The sequence below is a fragment of the Proteus vulgaris genome, assembly GCF_016239305.1.
Taxonomy (GTDB): Bacteria; Pseudomonadota; Gammaproteobacteria; order Enterobacterales; family Enterobacteriaceae; genus Proteus; species Proteus vulgaris_C.
This window is the reverse complement of the sequence record NZ_JAEHOQ010000012.1, coordinates 25,425-40,797: the sequence shown is the minus strand read 5'-3', so window position 1 is coordinate 40,797 and position 15,373 is coordinate 25,425. Positions and strand designations below refer to the sequence as shown.

Below are 15,373 nucleotides of genomic sequence, written 5' to 3'. Positions count from 1 at the left end.
TTCCATAAATCCTCAGAGAGCTGGGCGTTTTTATGATTGAGATATCTCAATAGGGTTATCCGCTAAAAATAGCGGACCCATTGCAGGTTTTGGTAATTCAAAATGCTCAGGATAATCGACAGCTACCAAATACAAGCCATTCGCTTTAGCCGTTGCTGCTGCTTTGGTTCTATCTTTTAAGGCTAATAGTTCAGCCATCCAAGTAATATCCTGATTGCCACACCCTATTTCTAAAAGGCTACCGACAATATTTCGCACCATATGGTGTACAAAAGCATTCGCTTTAATATCCACCACAACATAATCACCATATCGAGAAACATTAACATGCATAACGTTACGCCACGGCGTTCGTGATTGACATTGGACGGCTCTAAATGAGGTAAAATCATTTTCACCCAGTAAACATTGTGCGGCTTGGTGCATACGCTCAGCGTCTAAAGGATAATGAAAATGTGTCACACCCGATGATAATATAGCGGGACGGTAGCGATGATTAAAAATCACATAACGATAACGTCTTGCCGTTGCACTAAAACGTGCATGGAAATCATCAGAAACCGTTTTTACCCAACGTACAGCGATATCTGCCGGTAAATGGGTATTAACACCCATAGTCCATGCGGGATCTTTGCGGTGCGCGGTTGTTTCAAAATGAACAACTTGCCCTGTTGCGTGCACACCAGCATCTGTTCTTCCTGCACAAAAAACTGATATCGGCTCATTAGCCACTTGTGAAAGTGCTTTTTCTAACCGTTCTTGTACACTGCGCACTTCATTTTGGCGTTGCCAGCCATAATAACGGCTACCATCATACTCAACGCCTAACGCGATTTTGATTGTTGTGCTTTCAGAAATAACCGTTGACTCAGTCAAGGGTTGTTCTGCAACGGCAGCACTCAATGGCGCATTCATTAGTAAAACTGCTCCTGCATTAATTGTTCTGCTACTTCAACGGCCATTAATGCCCCACCAAAGCGCACATTATCTGCTACTGACCAAAATTGTAAGGCTTCTGGCATACCATAATCATTACGGAAGCAACCTAAATTTAGGTTCACATTCCCGGAAGCATCAGTCACTTGTGTTGGAAAATCATTTTCATCACTGATACTCAGATCTTCATTTTCTTGCAATGTTTCTCGCGCTTCATCGCTCCCCATTGGGCGTGATGTTTCTAATTGCACTGATTGCGCATTACCATAGAAAACTGGAGCCTGTAATGTTGTGATAGAAATGGGAAGACCTTCGTCTTGTAAGATTTTACGAATTTGGTCAACCATACGACGCTCTTCTTGTACTGAACCTTCGTCATCAACCATAAGCGGTAGAATATTAAAGGCCAGTTGCTTATTAAAACGGCCCAATTCAGGTGGAATACCATTAAGTAAACGAGCACTTTGTCCAGCAAGTTCATCAACCGCTTGTTTTCCCAAACGGGAGACAGACATTAAATTGGTCACACTAAGGCGTGTTAAGCCAGCAGCTTCTGTTAATGGATTAATCGCGCGTAGCAATTGGCTTACCATGCTGTCAGCAATAGAGACAATATTACGGGTACGATATTCTGCAAGCATGGAGCTATTCACGCCGGGGACAATCAGTGGTACATCCCAATCCATGGCAAATATGCCACTACAATCAATGACGATACAGCCTGAGTCTGCTGCTTGTTGTGCATATTGCGCACTAATTTCTGTCGGGGCAGCAAAGAAAGCTAATTGAATATCTGCCCACTCAATATTGTGAATACCTTGAACAGCAACACTTTTGCTGTTTACACGCACAGACTTTCCAATACTGTCTTCACTCGCGATTGCCGTCAGTTCACCAATGGGAAATTCACGCTCTTGCAACAGCTCTAAAATAGCTTCACCAACAGCGCCTGTTGCACCAACAACAGCAATATTCCAACCTTCTCCCATAAGATATCCTCCAATACCATAAAATTTTTAAAATAATGTTGTACTTTATTTGTGTGTAGCACTTTTGCATGTAGCACTAAAACCAATCGCGTTTAATGTATTGGCTGTGGCTTGGTTATCACAAATCACATGCAGTGAAGACCATTCACGACGTACAGGATAAAGTTTGCGTAATTTATCAAACTCTCCTTTTACGCCTGCCACTTTTCGTAATGGTGCATCATCACGACGCACATCATAAACAAGGTGGATCAGTTGTTTTAATAACGTTTGTGTTAGCTCACCTTGTACTGAAATTGTTGAGATAGTCGGTGCCGGTAACAAGGTTGATAATTCAACCTGTTGAGACTGTCCAATAAAATCACAATAAGCTTCAAATACTTGTGTTGTGCCACGCGCTTTACCTTCTAAGGTATAACCCGCAATATGTGGAGTGCCTATATCGACTTTATTTAATAATTCAATAGAGAGATCGGGCTCTGGCTCCCAAACATCTAATACCACACGCAAGGATTTACCTTTCTCAAGTACAGACAATAGTGCTTGATTATCAATAACCTCACCACGGCTCGCATTAATTAAAATACGTCCTTCAGGTAATTTTTCGAGGTTGCTCTCATTAATTAAATGATAACTTTTGTATAGGCCTGATTTATTGAGAGGTGTATGGAAAGTCAGAATGTCCGCTTTTTCTAATAACGTTTCCAATGAATGAAATTCTTCATTATCACCGTTATCTGCTCTAGGTGGATCGCAAAGTAATACATCCACACCCAATGCTCGTAAACGTGTAGCTAACCGTCCACCTACATTACCCACACCCACAATACCAACAACTTTATCAGTTAATTGAAAGCCGTCTTGCTCTGCGAGCATCATCAGTGCAGAAAATACATATTCAACAACAGCAATAGCATTACAACCTGGTGCTGATGAAAAACCAATTTGTTGTTGCTCTAACCATGCAATATCCACATGATCAAAACCGGCCGTTGCCGTTCCAACAAATCTTACTGGCTTGCCTGATAATAAGGTCTCATTGACTTTAGTAATCGATCTCACCATTAAGGCATCAGAATCATTAAGCTCATCAATAGGTAAAGGACGACCAGAGACCGCTTTTACCTCGCCTAATTGGCGGAAAAGTTGTTCCGCATAAGGCATGTTTTCATCAACCAGAATTTTCACTGTGTTATCCCACTGATTTGGTATTTATGTGTGTAAACAATCAACCGAAAAATAAATTTAAGCGGTCTATTTTGCCACTTATTAACAACAAAGCCTATTATTGACAGTAAAATCTGCCTAGATTTTAAGTAAATATATGAAAAGAAGACTTAGCAATTAGGTAATCGACGAAAACGTTCTGGCGTTGTGCCAGCAAATTGTTGAAACATTGCAATAAATGAAGACGAAGAGCTATACCCCACATCAAACGCAATTTCATTCACACTTTTTCCTTGTTCTAATAAAGAAATTGCATGTAAAAAACGTAAGCGTTTACGCCATTCACTAAAAGACATGCCAAGTTCTTGTTGGCAACGACGAGAGAGTGTTCTTTCTGAGGTATAACGTTTTTTAGCCCATTCTTCTAACGAAGTATTGTCAGCCGGATCCTGCTCTAATGCAGAAAGTATTGGGGCAAGTAATTTATCTTTAGAAGAAGGTAAGTAAGTATGATGAATCGGCGAAGCTTTAAGTTGATCTATCAACACTTGCGCTAAGCGAAAATCTTCTTCTGTTTGTGGTTTACAGACACCACGATGAAAAAAATCAGAAAATATAGTTGAAAAAATAGCACTTAATTGAATTAAACACGGTTTATCTAACAAACCTTCACACCAACTTGGTGCAATATCTAGCACCTTAAAAGAGAGTGTTTTTTTGTTATAACTAGCATGCCCTACATTTTTAGGGATCCACACACTAAATTCGGGCGGTGCTAAAAACCGCTGTCCCCCAGCTTCTAAATCCATGACACCTGAAATCACATAAAGCAACTGACCAAAGTCATGTTGATGATAAACAAACTCGGTTTCAGCTAATAGTTGCTCATCACGAAATCGTACTGTATCTGGATCAGACAATAACCATTGCATTTTTTGTTGTTCAATTGTCATCTTTATGTTGTTCTCTTGTCATGTTGTCTTTATTCGCCTATCTGTTGTCTGGTTTTCATTATATATATCTAATCAGACAGGCATACAATAGCGACCTGGTTTAAAAATAGATGTGAGAACAATGAAAAACGCAATTTTTCCGCTTTTAGCGGTACTGATCTGGTCCATTAATGCCGTCGTCAATAAAGCAGCTGCGTCTGTTATCGATCCTGCGGCTATCTCTTTTTATCGTTGGTTTCTCGCCTTTTTAATTATGACGCCTTTTTTGATCATGCCTGTTTGGCACCATCGTAAAACCGTCAAACAATATTGGTGGAAATTATTTATTCTTGGTGCATTAGGAATGGTGATGTACCAAAGCTTAGCTTATTATGCTGCACATTATGTTAGCGCCACGTTTATGGGTATCTTGAACTCGTTGATCCCATTACTGACTGTGATTATCAGTATTTTTGTTTTACGTGTTGTACCTACTGTTGGGATAGTGCTCGGTACTGTGCTTTCAATTAGTGGTTTAGTCTGGCTAATTAGCCATGGAGAACCGTCTCAGCTACTTTCTCAAGGATTGGGATACGGCGAGCTAATGATGTTTATTGCTTCAGCATCATACGCACTTTATGGTGTTTTAACAAAACGGTGGTCTATCGCACTACCTAATTGGCAATCTCTTTATGTTCAAATTGGGTTTGGTGTTCTGTTATTATTACCAAACTTCTTTCTTGCCGAAAGCGTGGCATTAACGAAAGATAATATTGGGTTAGTGGTTTTTGCGGGGATTGGCGCTTCTATTCTTGCACCTTACCTGTGGATCTTAGGTGTGATGAAATTAGGTGCGAATACAACTTCTATTTTTATGAACCTAATGCCATTATTTACAGCAATGATTGCTATCGCACTTCTTGGTGAAGAAATGCATAGTTATCATTTAGTGGGTGGTGGTATTGTATTACTGGGTGTGCTCTTAGTGCAGCAACTTAGAACACCACTGAATTTCCGACGTCAGTCTGCAACGAAAAAAGCAGATTGTCATCAGGAGATGTGAGTCAATGTCAAAAAGACAACAATAAAAAAATGCCGGCTAAATTCTTAGCCGGTCACATTCATGATGTTAGATTTAATAAATAAAACTGACATAAGAAATCAAAGTATAAAATATAAAGTAATACAAGTATCCGTGGCAAACATTACCAACTTTTATATTAAATAGCTCCTACTTATTTGTAATAAAATAATCCAGATCAATTTTTTACAGTTCTTTTTGTCCTATTAGTCCTTTCTATTAACCTAACTCCATATAAAACAAAACATTTAATGATTTTAGTTACAATTAAATTAAACAATTGAAATAAAAAACGATTAATTTAATTTACTCAATTAAAACAATTAGTTATGAAAATCCGTCTATTTTATTAGAATAATAAAATAAGTAACTATTAGGCGAGGTATTTTTTAAAATTATTTATATAACCTTTTTTAAATAGTTTTTATTCGAAAAATATCTTTATTAGAATAATAATTTACTTTCCCTGGTTAATTTAAAATAAAAAGGCAGACTCCATTAAAATGAAGCCTGCCTTTTTTAATAAGAAAATATAAGTATAATTAACTAATTTTTATATTTACTCATCACTAATGAAGCATTCGTGCCACCAAAACCAAAGCTATTTGACATCACAGTGTTTAACTTTTGTTCTGTTGGTTGAGTAATGATATTCATACCCAATGCTTTATCGTCTAATTCTTCAATATTAATACTTGGTGCAATAAAACCATGTTCTAACATCAATAAGCTATAAATTGCTTCATGTACACCAGCCGCACCTAATGAGTGGCCAGTCATCGCTTTAGTTGCTGAAATAGCTGGGGTGTGTGTACCAAATACTTCAGTGATAGCTTCCAGTTCTTTTAAATCACCTACTGGCGTTGAAGTACCATGTGTATTGATGTAATCAACTTTCTCAACATCTTGCATTGCCATTTGCATACAACGCACAGCACCTTCACCTGAAGGAGCAACCATATCTGCACCATCGGAAGTCGCGCCATAGCCTACAACTTCAGCATAAATATGCGCACCACGCGCTAATGCGTGCTCTAATTCTTCAACAACTACAATACCACCGCCACCGGCGATAACAAAACCATCACGGTTTTTATCGTAAGTACGAGAAGCTTTACTTGGTGTTTCGTTATATTTCGTTGAAAGTGCGCCCATTGCGTCAAATTCGCAGGTCATTTCCCAACTTAATTCTTCGCCACCACCAGCAAATACAACGTCTTGTTTGCCTAATTGGATAAGCTCAACGGCGTGGCCAATACAGTGTGCTGATGTTGAACAAGCAGAACTGATTGAGTAGTTAACGCCTTTAATTTTAAAAGGTGTTGCTAAACACGCTGAAACACCTGATGCCATTGCACGAGTCACCATATAAGGACCTACACCACGTAGACCTTTTGCTCTCATGCCATCAGAACCTTGAACCTGATTACGTGGGGAACCACCACCAGACCCTACGACTAAACCTGAACGAATATTAGAAACTTGGTCTTCACTCAGACCTGAATCTGCTATCGCTTCTTGCATAGATAAATAGGCATAAACCGATGCGTCGCTCATAAAACGGCGGATTTTACGGTCAATAAGACCTTCAGTATCAAGCTTAACGTTGCCCCAAATGTGGCTACGAAGCCCCATCTCTTTAAATTCTTCTGAGAAAGTTATCCCGGAACGGCCTTCCTTTAAAGAATCCAGCACTTCTTTCTGGTTATTACCAATGCTCGAAACAATACCCAGACCCGTGATCACTGCGCGCTTCATTCATACCTCTTTACAATAATAGTTGTAGCTGCGGGATTTCTGAGTAGCACTCTAGCGTACAGTTGTACGCTGAACAAGTCCGATCAGGATCTTTTTTACAAAAATGCAGATAAGCTGATAAAACACTTTCCCCTTAAAGGCTGGTACAACCTACTTAACAGCGCTAAGATATTAGACAATTTTTTGGAGAAATACAGGCAGTTCCGTGAATAATAGCCCGATAAATACCGCATCTTTAAGTTGGAATGAACTTGGTACGCCTATCTCAGAACAATTTGGCGATATTTACTTTTCAAACCAAGATGGTCTAGAAGAAACACGATACGTATTCTTACAGGGAAATCATTTTCCATTACGTTTTAGTACACATGTACGCTCTGAATGTGTTATTGCAGAAACAGGGTTTGGTACTGGACTGAATTTTTTAACACTGTGGCAAGCGTTTGAGCAATTTAGGCAAACATCGCCCAATGCGTGTTTAAAGCGCCTTCACTATGTTAGCTTTGAAAAATTCCCTCTCACAAAAAATGATTTACAATCCGCACATTACCATTGGCCTGAACTTGAAAAGTATTCAAAAGCACTCTGTTCTCAATGGCCGTTACCTATCGCGGGTTGCCATCGTATTGTTCTCGCAGATGGGGCAATCACACTAGATTTATGGTTTGGTGATATCAACGCCTTGTTACCACAAACTCGCCAAGCACTACACAATAAAGTAGATGCATGGTTTCTCGATGGCTTTGCCCCTTCTAAAAATCCACAAATGTGGAGTGAAACGCTCTTTCAATCTATGGCTGATTCAATGAGAGAAAATGGTACATTTTCGACATTTACTGCGGCCGGTATTGTAAAGCGAGGCTTGAAAAGTGTTGGGTTTGAGATAAAAAAAATCAAAGGATTTGGGCAAAAAAGAGAGATGTTAACAGGTGTATTCCCTCATTCGCCCTCTCCCGAACACCTGCCTTATTATGCGCGACCTCATGCAATACAAGCACAAGATATCGCTATTATAGGCGGTGGTATTGCTAGCACCTTTATCGCACTTTCTTGCTTAAGAAGAGGCGCTAAAGTCACCTTATATTGTGAAGACAAACAACCCGCAACAAATGCATCAGGTAATCGACAAGGTGTTTTATATCCTTTGTTAAATGGCAAGTCAGACGAAATAGAGCAATTTTTTACAACCGCCTTCTTATTTGCTCGGCGTACTTATGACAATCTAAGTCAAGCTGGCATTATGTTTTCTCACCAATGGTCTGGCGTTGCTCAACTTATTTATAATGATAAAGTGCGAAAAAAAGTAGAACGGATACTTAATCATTCTGCATCTTTTCGCGAAATAGCTCGTTACCTTTCTCAAGGTGAGATAAATACCCAATGTGGATTAGATATTAATTACGAAGGGCTTTTTTATCCGCAAGCAGGTTGGCTCTCTCCCACTGAATTAACCACTCAAGCGCTAAAATATGCTCAACAATTGGGTTTAATACTGCATTTTAATCATCAAGTTACGCAGATAATAAAACACGGTTCATCTTGGTGCTTAGATATCGTTCATCATAATGACAATCATGTAACACAAATTCAATCACAACATGATTGTGTTATTTTGGCAAATGGACATCGAATTACTGACTTTACCCAAAGTGCCAAGTTACCTATTAGTGCGGTTAGAGGCCAAGTTAGTCATATTCCAACTACAAAGACACTATCAAAACTAAAAACAGTGCTTTGTTATGATGGCTATTTTACCCCTGTTGATAACCAAGATAATTTACATTGTGTTGGCGCGAGCTTTCGCCGGGATAGGTTAGATTTGACAATTTCTAGTGAGGAGCAAGAAGACAATCAATATCATCTTACGCACTGTTTAGCCAATACCCCCTGGTGTTTTGATGTTGATTTTAGCCAAAACAATGCACGAGTAGGTATTCGTTGTACAATACGCGATCATCTGCCGCTATTAGGTGAAGTACCCGACTTTGAAAACTTACTGCTAGCATACACTCATTTAGATAGGTTTAAGCGTAGAAGACAAACGCCCGTTTTAGCGCCAGCTTATCATCAGCTTTATATTATCAGTGCGCTAGGCTCTCGTGGATTATGTTCAGCGCCGTTATCAGCCGAAATTCTCGCAAGCCAGATTTTTAATGAACCATTTCCGGTTGAAGATAGTGTATTGAATGCCTTACACCCTAATCGTTTTTGGGTAAGACCATTACTACGCGGAAAAGCGATTGAAGTAAAAAAATAGCATATCCAGTTGGCATATAAGCAACCACTCTAGGTTGCTTTGCTTGCTTGTTTTAACGTCATTATTTTTTTATGTTATAGCCTAATAAATCTTACACTTCATTGCACAGCGAGTTTCTTTCACAAACCCTCCTATTTCAACTTCATCGTCTAAGATTTCTTGCAAAGAATGTGGAATTTCGTTTTCTGGCAAAATAGAAAAACCTAAGCGTTGATAATACGGTGCATTCCAAGGAACATGACGAAACGTTGTCAATGTAACGGCACTGAATTGGCGCGCCTTTGCTTCGTCTTTGACTTTTTGAATAAGTAATTTACCAATTCCATTATTTTGCCAATCTTGACTGACAGAGAGTTCATGAATAAATAAACTATCAGGCAATGTTTGCGTCATAATAAATCCCACAGGTTCATTATCGTGATTAACTGCGACCCAATGACCATGTTGGTTAATAAATTCTAGGTGTGTTTCAATCCCTTGGACATCACTTTCGCTGATCCACTTTAAGTCTTCTAATGTGCTAAAAAGTTGCCCTGCAGATTGTTCAATCGTAGGTAATTTAATGGCATCATCAATTTGTGTTTGGCGAAGTGTAATACCCTTATTTTTTATTTTATTGTTTGTGATTGTCATATCTATTTCCAGTTCTGTACTTTAATACTTTGATAATTAAACTTATTAAAAAGCCATCCTATTGGATGGCTTATATTAACACTAAATTGTTGACTTCTTTTTCGGCTATTTTAATCTTTCGGTAAAATACCATAAGATTGAAACTGACCAGTCGCCTTAATAAAACCTGTGTAATATTTATTATCTTCTACCGAGTTTTTTACTGCTCTATTAGCATACGCATTAGAGACAGCCAATGTCGCCTTATAAAGTTTATCTTTTAATGCGTTGTGGATCTTCGGATCTTCACTTTCCTGAATTTGATTTAAAAGCGACACAAGCTCTTCTGCTTCAGCTTGAATATCAGGATCAGTAAATTCTGCCGTCGGTAACATGTAATCTAAATCGAGATTCACAGAATCGTTATACTCATCTTCTTGTGTAAATGGCTTTAAATCTTTAGCGTACTCAGCAGAGATATATTTAATAAATTCTGGTTTATCAAAACACTTATTTTTTATACCACCGTCATTATTTCTATTGCGTGTACGAATTTCATTAGGAAATGGCTCTCCTAAAGAGTAGGTACATTGAAAGGTATTACCATCAATTAATGTAGCATTAGTGCTACGTACGGGGAGTTCAAATTCGTAACCATTAATAATCAGTGGGTAGTCAACCGTTTTAAATTGGTCTGTTTTTCCCTTCACCGCATACACTTCAGAAAGGGTGTAGTACATGAAATTATCAGGGTTTAATATGCCACCATTATTGTTGTCATAAACCATAAAAAGGGCATTATTACCCGCACTGTCTTTTAAGTTATGCTCACCAGGCGACAATGTGATATAGCCATTTTTACCAGGTTCAACCTGATACTCTTTACCATCAACACTAAAGCTAATCATATTTTCGCTTGGATTACTGTAATAAAATTTATTTTTTTTATTATCTAAATCAACTTGATCACAAGCAGATAAAAATAAAACAGCACTTGTAAGTAGGCTTATTTTAAAGAAATTTTTCATCGTATCGTTATCCTTATCATAAATATTCTATGCAAATCATTTGCATCCCGAGAAACATTCCTAAAAAACATTTAAAAGTAATTTTGCAGAAATGGCAAGGTGTTACAAAAGATAGCACTATTATGCTTAATCAATGAGAGATACATCGACTTTGAAAAATCAAATAAAAACAATTGATAAATTGTGAGGATTAATTTTTGACTAAACACTCACCTTTTTCAACAGCAAATATCTTAAATATGACTTAATTGTCATTATTTTAATGAGATTTTAAGAAAGAAAAAACAACCGATTTTGCCGGTTGTTCTCTTAGATAGGCATATAAAATTAATTAATTGAGTTAACTAAATCATGCCACGTAGATAATACTAATGCTTGATCAGGTGGTGACAACTCACCTGCTTTTATTGCTTTTTGAATGCTCTCTTCCACACGCGCTCTTAGCGCTTCTAATTGTGTGTTGTTTTCTTGCTCAAGCTCAGCAATAGCCAGTGTTATATGGCCTTGTAAATATCCACCTGCAAATAACTCATCGTCAGTGGCATGTTCAACACGGCTATCAATTCTATCTAACAAGTACGTTTCATACTCAGAAAGCATTATTTATCCTCAATATATAATGTTGCTGTACTCACCATCTACACTGCATTATCAATACATAAAAATGTATGATACAACAACCTTACTACATCAGACTCCACCCTATCGGGTAAAACCTTCACAGTGGATAAGCGATAGTTATTCTCGCAATCCTTAATTAACTAAAGGGTTTTCCTGATAAGGAAACATCTCTTCCGTTAGCTCTGGGGTATTGTAAAACAAATGTAACGCATTAATAAATAGCTGAGCACGAGGTGGCGTGTTTTTATCACGTAAATAAGCAAGCACTTGTTCTCTGACCTTGTTTCTAAACTCATAGCGATCAGGCTCAAAATTACCTTCTAAATTGTCGCAACTGACATTAAAAGGATAACCAGCAGCTTGGCAAAATAACCAATCCAATGCTTGAGGTTTAATTTCTACTACCTCAAACTGCCCTTGCGTTGTTTCGTCGCGTCCATCTGGACAATACCAGTAACCATAATCAACTTGTTGGCGGCGAGTCGCACCCGCAATACACCAGTGTGAAATTTCATGTAATGCACTCGCATAAAAGCCATGAGCAAAAATAATTTGGTGATAAGGCGTCTTTTCATTTGCAGGCAAATAAATCGGCTCGTCATCCCCTTTGACTAAACGGGTTTGAAAACTTTCGCTAAAACATTGATTAAAGATATCAATTAACTGTTGATAATGATGTGCTGACATTTAAAAAACCATTTATTCCTAATTAAAAAGTGCAGAGAACCAAAGTGCAATAGTATCGCCATGATTGTCATTAATGAGTTTGATGCTCATCAAGAAGGAGATAATGACCAGCATAGGTCTTATTAATTTTTGCCCTTTCGTTAAAACTAAGCCTGCACCTAAGCGAGCACCAATAAATTGCCCACAAAGCATAACTAAACCAAGAGTCCAAATAACTTGCCCACCAATAATAAAAAATAGCAGGGAACCAAAATTAGAGGTGAAATTGAGTAACTTAGCATGAGCAGTCGCTTTTGAGAGATTATACCCAAGTAACATGACATAACCTAAAGCGAAAAAAGAGCCCGTACCAGGCCCAAAAATACCATCATAAAAACCCACGCCTCCGCCTAATATTGCGCCAAATGTATAGTAACCAATACGTTGTTTACTGTCTTGAGCACCAATTGACGGAGTAAGAAGAAAATAGAGACCAATAGCAATAGTGAGTATAGGAAGCGCTTGTTTAAGAACCTCAGGATTAATAAATTGCACCAACATGGCGCCAGAAACTGCACCAATAAAGGTCATTAAAATCGTAAATCGTTGTGATTTTAAATCAATAACCCGGCGACGTATAAAATAGAGTGTTGCTGAAAATGAACCACCAACAGATTGCAGTTTATTGGTTGCAAGCGCTTGTACAGGTGAAATACCGACCGAAAGTAAAGCTGGAATAGTAATTAATCCCCCACCACCTGCTATGGAATCAATAAAACCTGCAATTAAAGCGACAAAGAAGAGAAGAAGGTAGATGCCATCTGAAAAGAGCCAATCCATTTATCTATCCGAATTATCAGAAATGAAAGGACGTGTTGCTGTTTCTTTCGTTTATTTATTTTGAAGAGAGTGGCAGCAACACGGTCTGAGCATAATAAAATTAGGCGCTCACACCTTTAAAGCCTAACATCAAACTTACTACAGCTTATTAATTACATTATTGATGTAGAATGATTACCATTGCATTAAAGGTGGTTCGACATCACCACACTGACCACGCTGACGCAATGCATGATCGAGTAATACAATCGCCATCATCGCTTCTGCGATTGGAATAGCGCGTATTCCCACACAAGGATCGTGACGCCCTTTAGTTATCATATCGACTTCTTCACCGTCACGATTAATTGTTTTGCCTGCAATCGTGATGCTAGAGGTTGGTTTTAATGCAATATGCGCAACAATAGGCTGACCACTGCTAATTCCACCTAAAACCCCCCCCGCATGATTACTAGTAAAACCATTCTTGGTGATTTCATCTCGATTCTCTGTGCCTTTTAGTGTTACAACACCAAAACCATCCCCAATTTCAATACCTTTAACAGCGTTAATACTCATCAAAGCATGTGCTAAATCGGCATCTAATCGATCAAAGACAGGTTCACCAAATCCAGCAGGTACGCCTTGTGCAACAACTGTGACTTTGGCACCAATGGAATTGCCTTCTTTTTTAAGTGCACGCATATATTCATCAAGTGCATCTAAACGCGAAGGATCAGGACAGAAAAACGGATTGCTTTCGACAATAGACCAATCAACAAGATCACACGTAATTGGCCCCAATTGAGAAAGGTAACCTCGAACTTCGATACCCAATTTCTCTTTTAGGTATTTTTTTGCAATTGCACCTGCGGCAACACGCATTGCTGTTTCACGAGCAGAAGAGCGTCCACCACCACGATAATCACGTAAACCATATTTTTGTTCGTAGGTGTAATCAGCATGACCTGGGCGAAAAACATCTTTGATTTCACTGTAGTCTTGAGAACGTTGATCGGTGTTTTCAATCAACAAACCGATGCTAGTACCCGTTGTGACGCCATTAAATACACCCGATAAAATACGAACTTGATCAGGCTCACGACGTTGCGTGGTATAACGTGAAGTTCCAGGTCTACGTCTATCTAAATCAATTTGTAAATCGGCTTCTGTTAAAGGCAATCCAGGAGGTACACCATCAACAATACAACCTAATGCAACACCATGAGACTCACCGAAAGTCGTCACTCTGAATAATTGTCCGATACTGTTTCCTGCCATCCCTTTATTCCTATCTTTTACTGTGTGATGTTATCAATATGTTATTTGCAATAAATAACAATCTACCGTCTCATTGCTGTTACATCAACGATTATCACTAGAAAAACAGTGTGAGTGCTCAACAAGCTGTTCGCGGGTCAGCATAAAGACACCAAGCCCACCATTATCAAACTCAAGCCATGTAAACGGAACGGCTGGGAATTGTTCGATAAGATGAACCATACTGTTTCCCACTTCACACACAAGAACACCTTTTTCACTTAAATATTCAGGGGCTTTTAGTAAAATTTGACGTGTAATATCAAGACCATCAATACCTGATGCCAACGCTAATTCTGGTTCAACTTGGTATTCATCTGGTAAATCGCCCATATCTTCAACATCAACATAAGGCGGATTTGTCACAATAATATCGTAAGGCGTTGGCACAATAGCGTTAAATAAATCAGATTGCATTGGGTAAACACGATGAGCTAGGCCATGGTTTTCAATATTAAATTCTGCTACTTCCAGAGCATCTACAGAAATATCAACCGCATCTACTTCCGCATTTTCAAATTCATGAGCACATGCAATGGCGATACAACCACTTCCGGTACATAAATCAAGAATACGTGTTGGTTCTTGCTGAATTAAGCCATCAAAATGGTTATTAATTAATTCACCAATTGGGGAACGAGGAATAAGCACTCGTTCATCAACATAAAATTCATGACCGCAGAACCAAGCTCGATGAGTTAAATAAGGAACAGGGATCTTTTCCTCAATTCGACTTTCAATCAGTGTAATGATTTCCATTTTTTCAGAGGTTGTTAATTTGGTCGATAACAGCGCATCTGGAATATCTAAAGGAAGTGCAATGGTTGGTAATACAAGCTGTAATGCTTCATCCCAAGCATTATCTGTGCCATGACCATAATAAATGTCAGATGAATTAAACTGACTCATAGCCCAACGTAGCATATCTAGGATAGTGCTTAAATCAGCAACTGCTTCCTCTTTTAGTGTTATATCCAAAATGGTTGTCCTCTGAAGAAATAGAAAGTCTGTAGTTTGCCATGAAGATGGTGATAAATCAGCGGGAAACCGTAAAAAAACATAACAACGTTATCACCACTCCTTATACCTACACACTTATTATGGTTTTATACTTCAGTCATAGAATGAAAGACAAAACATACGATCTACTTAAAATTAGAATTTGATATTTTATACTTTTAATTTAA

The 15,373-nt window shown here is 38.4% G+C and carries 14 protein-coding genes; 2 read left to right on the top strand and 12 right to left on the bottom strand.

Annotation, left to right across the window (positions count from 1 at the left end):
* Positions 1 to 30: 30 nt before the first annotated feature.
* The 4 genes from truA to JEP40_RS10335 all read right to left on the bottom strand — a co-directional run bounded on the left by truA (position 31) and on the right by JEP40_RS10335 (position 4,045).
* Positions 31 to 915, bottom strand: coding sequence for a tRNA pseudouridine(38-40) synthase TruA (gene truA / locus JEP40_RS10350; protein ID WP_232799237.1), 885 nt, complete (start codon positions 913 to 915; stop codon positions 31 to 33).
* A complete protein-coding gene (locus JEP40_RS10345; RefSeq protein WP_198623497.1) occupies positions 915 to 1,925 on the bottom strand; it encodes an aspartate-semialdehyde dehydrogenase in 1,011 nt (336 codons plus the stop codon). The genes truA and JEP40_RS10345 overlap by 1 nt, the downstream gene beginning before the upstream one ends.
* 45 nt (positions 1,926 to 1,970) lie before the next feature.
* Entirely contained in the window at positions 1,971 to 3,113 is a 1,143-nt protein-coding gene (pdxB, locus tag JEP40_RS10340; protein ID WP_198623496.1) for a 4-phosphoerythronate dehydrogenase PdxB, read from the bottom strand.
* 149 nt (positions 3,114 to 3,262) lie between these two features.
* A complete protein-coding gene (locus JEP40_RS10335) occupies positions 3,263 to 4,045 on the bottom strand; it encodes an AraC family transcriptional regulator (protein ID WP_198623495.1) in 783 nt (260 codons plus the stop codon).
* A 121-nt stretch (positions 4,046 to 4,166) separates the two neighbouring features.
* On the opposite strand from JEP40_RS10335, the gene JEP40_RS10330 reads away from it, so the two are divergent.
* Positions 4,167 to 5,087, top strand: a complete 921-nt coding sequence (locus JEP40_RS10330) for a DMT family transporter (RefSeq protein WP_198623494.1) — start codon at positions 4,167 to 4,169, stop codon at positions 5,085 to 5,087.
* 564 nt (positions 5,088 to 5,651) lie between these two features.
* On the opposite strand, the gene fabB is transcribed toward JEP40_RS10330, so the two are convergent.
* Entirely contained in the window at positions 5,652 to 6,863 is a 1,212-nt protein-coding gene (gene fabB, locus JEP40_RS10325) for a beta-ketoacyl-ACP synthase I (RefSeq protein ID WP_109407272.1), read from the bottom strand.
* Between the two features lie 205 nt (positions 6,864 to 7,068).
* Here fabB and mnmC point away from each other — a divergent pair, with 205 nt between their 5' ends.
* Complete coding sequence (gene mnmC, locus JEP40_RS10320; protein ID WP_198623493.1) at positions 7,069 to 9,120, top strand: bifunctional tRNA (5-methylaminomethyl-2-thiouridine)(34)-methyltransferase MnmD/FAD-dependent 5-carboxymethylaminomethyl-2-thiouridine(34) oxidoreductase MnmC; 2,052 nt, start codon at positions 7,069 to 7,071, stop codon at positions 9,118 to 9,120.
* A gap of 81 nt (positions 9,121 to 9,201) precedes the next feature.
* Here the strand turns inward: mnmC and JEP40_RS10315 are convergent, their stop codons facing one another.
* From JEP40_RS10315 to prmB, 7 genes are all read right to left on the bottom strand, one after another.
* On the bottom strand, positions 9,202 to 9,753 hold the full coding sequence (locus tag JEP40_RS10315; RefSeq protein WP_198623492.1) for a GNAT family N-acetyltransferase: 552 nt from the start codon (positions 9,751 to 9,753) through the stop codon (positions 9,202 to 9,204).
* A 110-nt stretch (positions 9,754 to 9,863) separates the two neighbouring features.
* Positions 9,864 to 10,760 carry a hypothetical protein gene (locus JEP40_RS10310; RefSeq protein WP_198623491.1) on the bottom strand — a complete coding sequence of 299 codons (897 nt, stop codon included), beginning with the start codon at positions 10,758 to 10,760 and terminating at the stop codon, positions 9,864 to 9,866.
* A gap of 327 nt (positions 10,761 to 11,087) precedes the next feature.
* Positions 11,088 to 11,360, bottom strand: a complete 273-nt coding sequence (locus JEP40_RS10305) for a YfcL family protein (protein ID WP_072068642.1) — start codon at positions 11,358 to 11,360, stop codon at positions 11,088 to 11,090.
* Between the two features lie 153 nt (positions 11,361 to 11,513).
* Entirely contained in the window at positions 11,514 to 12,068 is a 555-nt protein-coding gene (locus JEP40_RS10300) for an elongation factor P hydroxylase (RefSeq protein WP_198623490.1), read from the bottom strand.
* 18 nt (positions 12,069 to 12,086) lie between these two features.
* The gene (locus JEP40_RS10295; protein ID WP_198623489.1) at positions 12,087 to 12,887 is read right to left on the bottom strand and encodes a sulfite exporter TauE/SafE family protein; all 801 of its coding nucleotides are present in this window, start codon (positions 12,885 to 12,887) and stop codon (positions 12,087 to 12,089) included.
* Between the two features lie 174 nt (positions 12,888 to 13,061).
* Positions 13,062 to 14,147 carry a chorismate synthase gene (gene aroC / locus JEP40_RS10290; protein ID WP_198623488.1) on the bottom strand — a complete coding sequence of 362 codons (1,086 nt, stop codon included), beginning with the start codon at positions 14,145 to 14,147 and terminating at the stop codon, positions 13,062 to 13,064.
* A gap of 84 nt (positions 14,148 to 14,231) precedes the next feature.
* Entirely contained in the window at positions 14,232 to 15,164 is a 933-nt protein-coding gene (prmB, locus tag JEP40_RS10285; RefSeq protein ID WP_198623487.1) for a 50S ribosomal protein L3 N(5)-glutamine methyltransferase, read from the bottom strand.
* Positions 15,165 to 15,373: the final 209 nt, after the last annotated feature.

Coding starts and splice junctions, on each gene's coding strand:
- JEP40_RS10335 (WP_198623495.1), bottom strand. CDS start 4,045: ATGACAATTGAACAACAAAAAATGCAATGGTTATTGTCTGATCCAGAT.
- truA (WP_232799237.1), bottom strand. CDS start 915: ATGAATGCGCCATTGAGTGCTGCCGTTGCAGAACAACCCTTGACTGAG.
- JEP40_RS10305 (WP_072068642.1), bottom strand. CDS start 11,360: ATGCTTTCTGAGTATGAAACGTACTTGTTAGATAGAATTGATAGCCGT.
- JEP40_RS10310 (WP_198623491.1), bottom strand. CDS start 10,760: ATGAAAAATTTCTTTAAAATAAGCCTACTTACAAGTGCTGTTTTATTT.
- JEP40_RS10330 (WP_198623494.1), top strand. CDS start 4,167: ATGAAAAACGCAATTTTTCCGCTTTTAGCGGTACTGATCTGGTCCATT.
- JEP40_RS10300 (WP_198623490.1), bottom strand. CDS start 12,068: ATGTCAGCACATCATTATCAACAGTTAATTGATATCTTTAATCAATGT.
- fabB (WP_109407272.1), bottom strand. CDS start 6,863: ATGAAGCGCGCAGTGATCACGGGTCTGGGTATTGTTTCGAGCATTGGT.
- JEP40_RS10345 (WP_198623497.1), bottom strand. CDS start 1,925: ATGGGAGAAGGTTGGAATATTGCTGTTGTTGGTGCAACAGGCGCTGTT.
- JEP40_RS10315 (WP_198623492.1), bottom strand. CDS start 9,753: ATGACAATCACAAACAATAAAATAAAAAATAAGGGTATTACACTTCGC.
- aroC (WP_198623488.1), bottom strand. CDS start 14,147: ATGGCAGGAAACAGTATCGGACAATTATTCAGAGTGACGACTTTCGGT.
- JEP40_RS10295 (WP_198623489.1), bottom strand. CDS start 12,887: ATGGATTGGCTCTTTTCAGATGGCATCTACCTTCTTCTCTTCTTTGTC.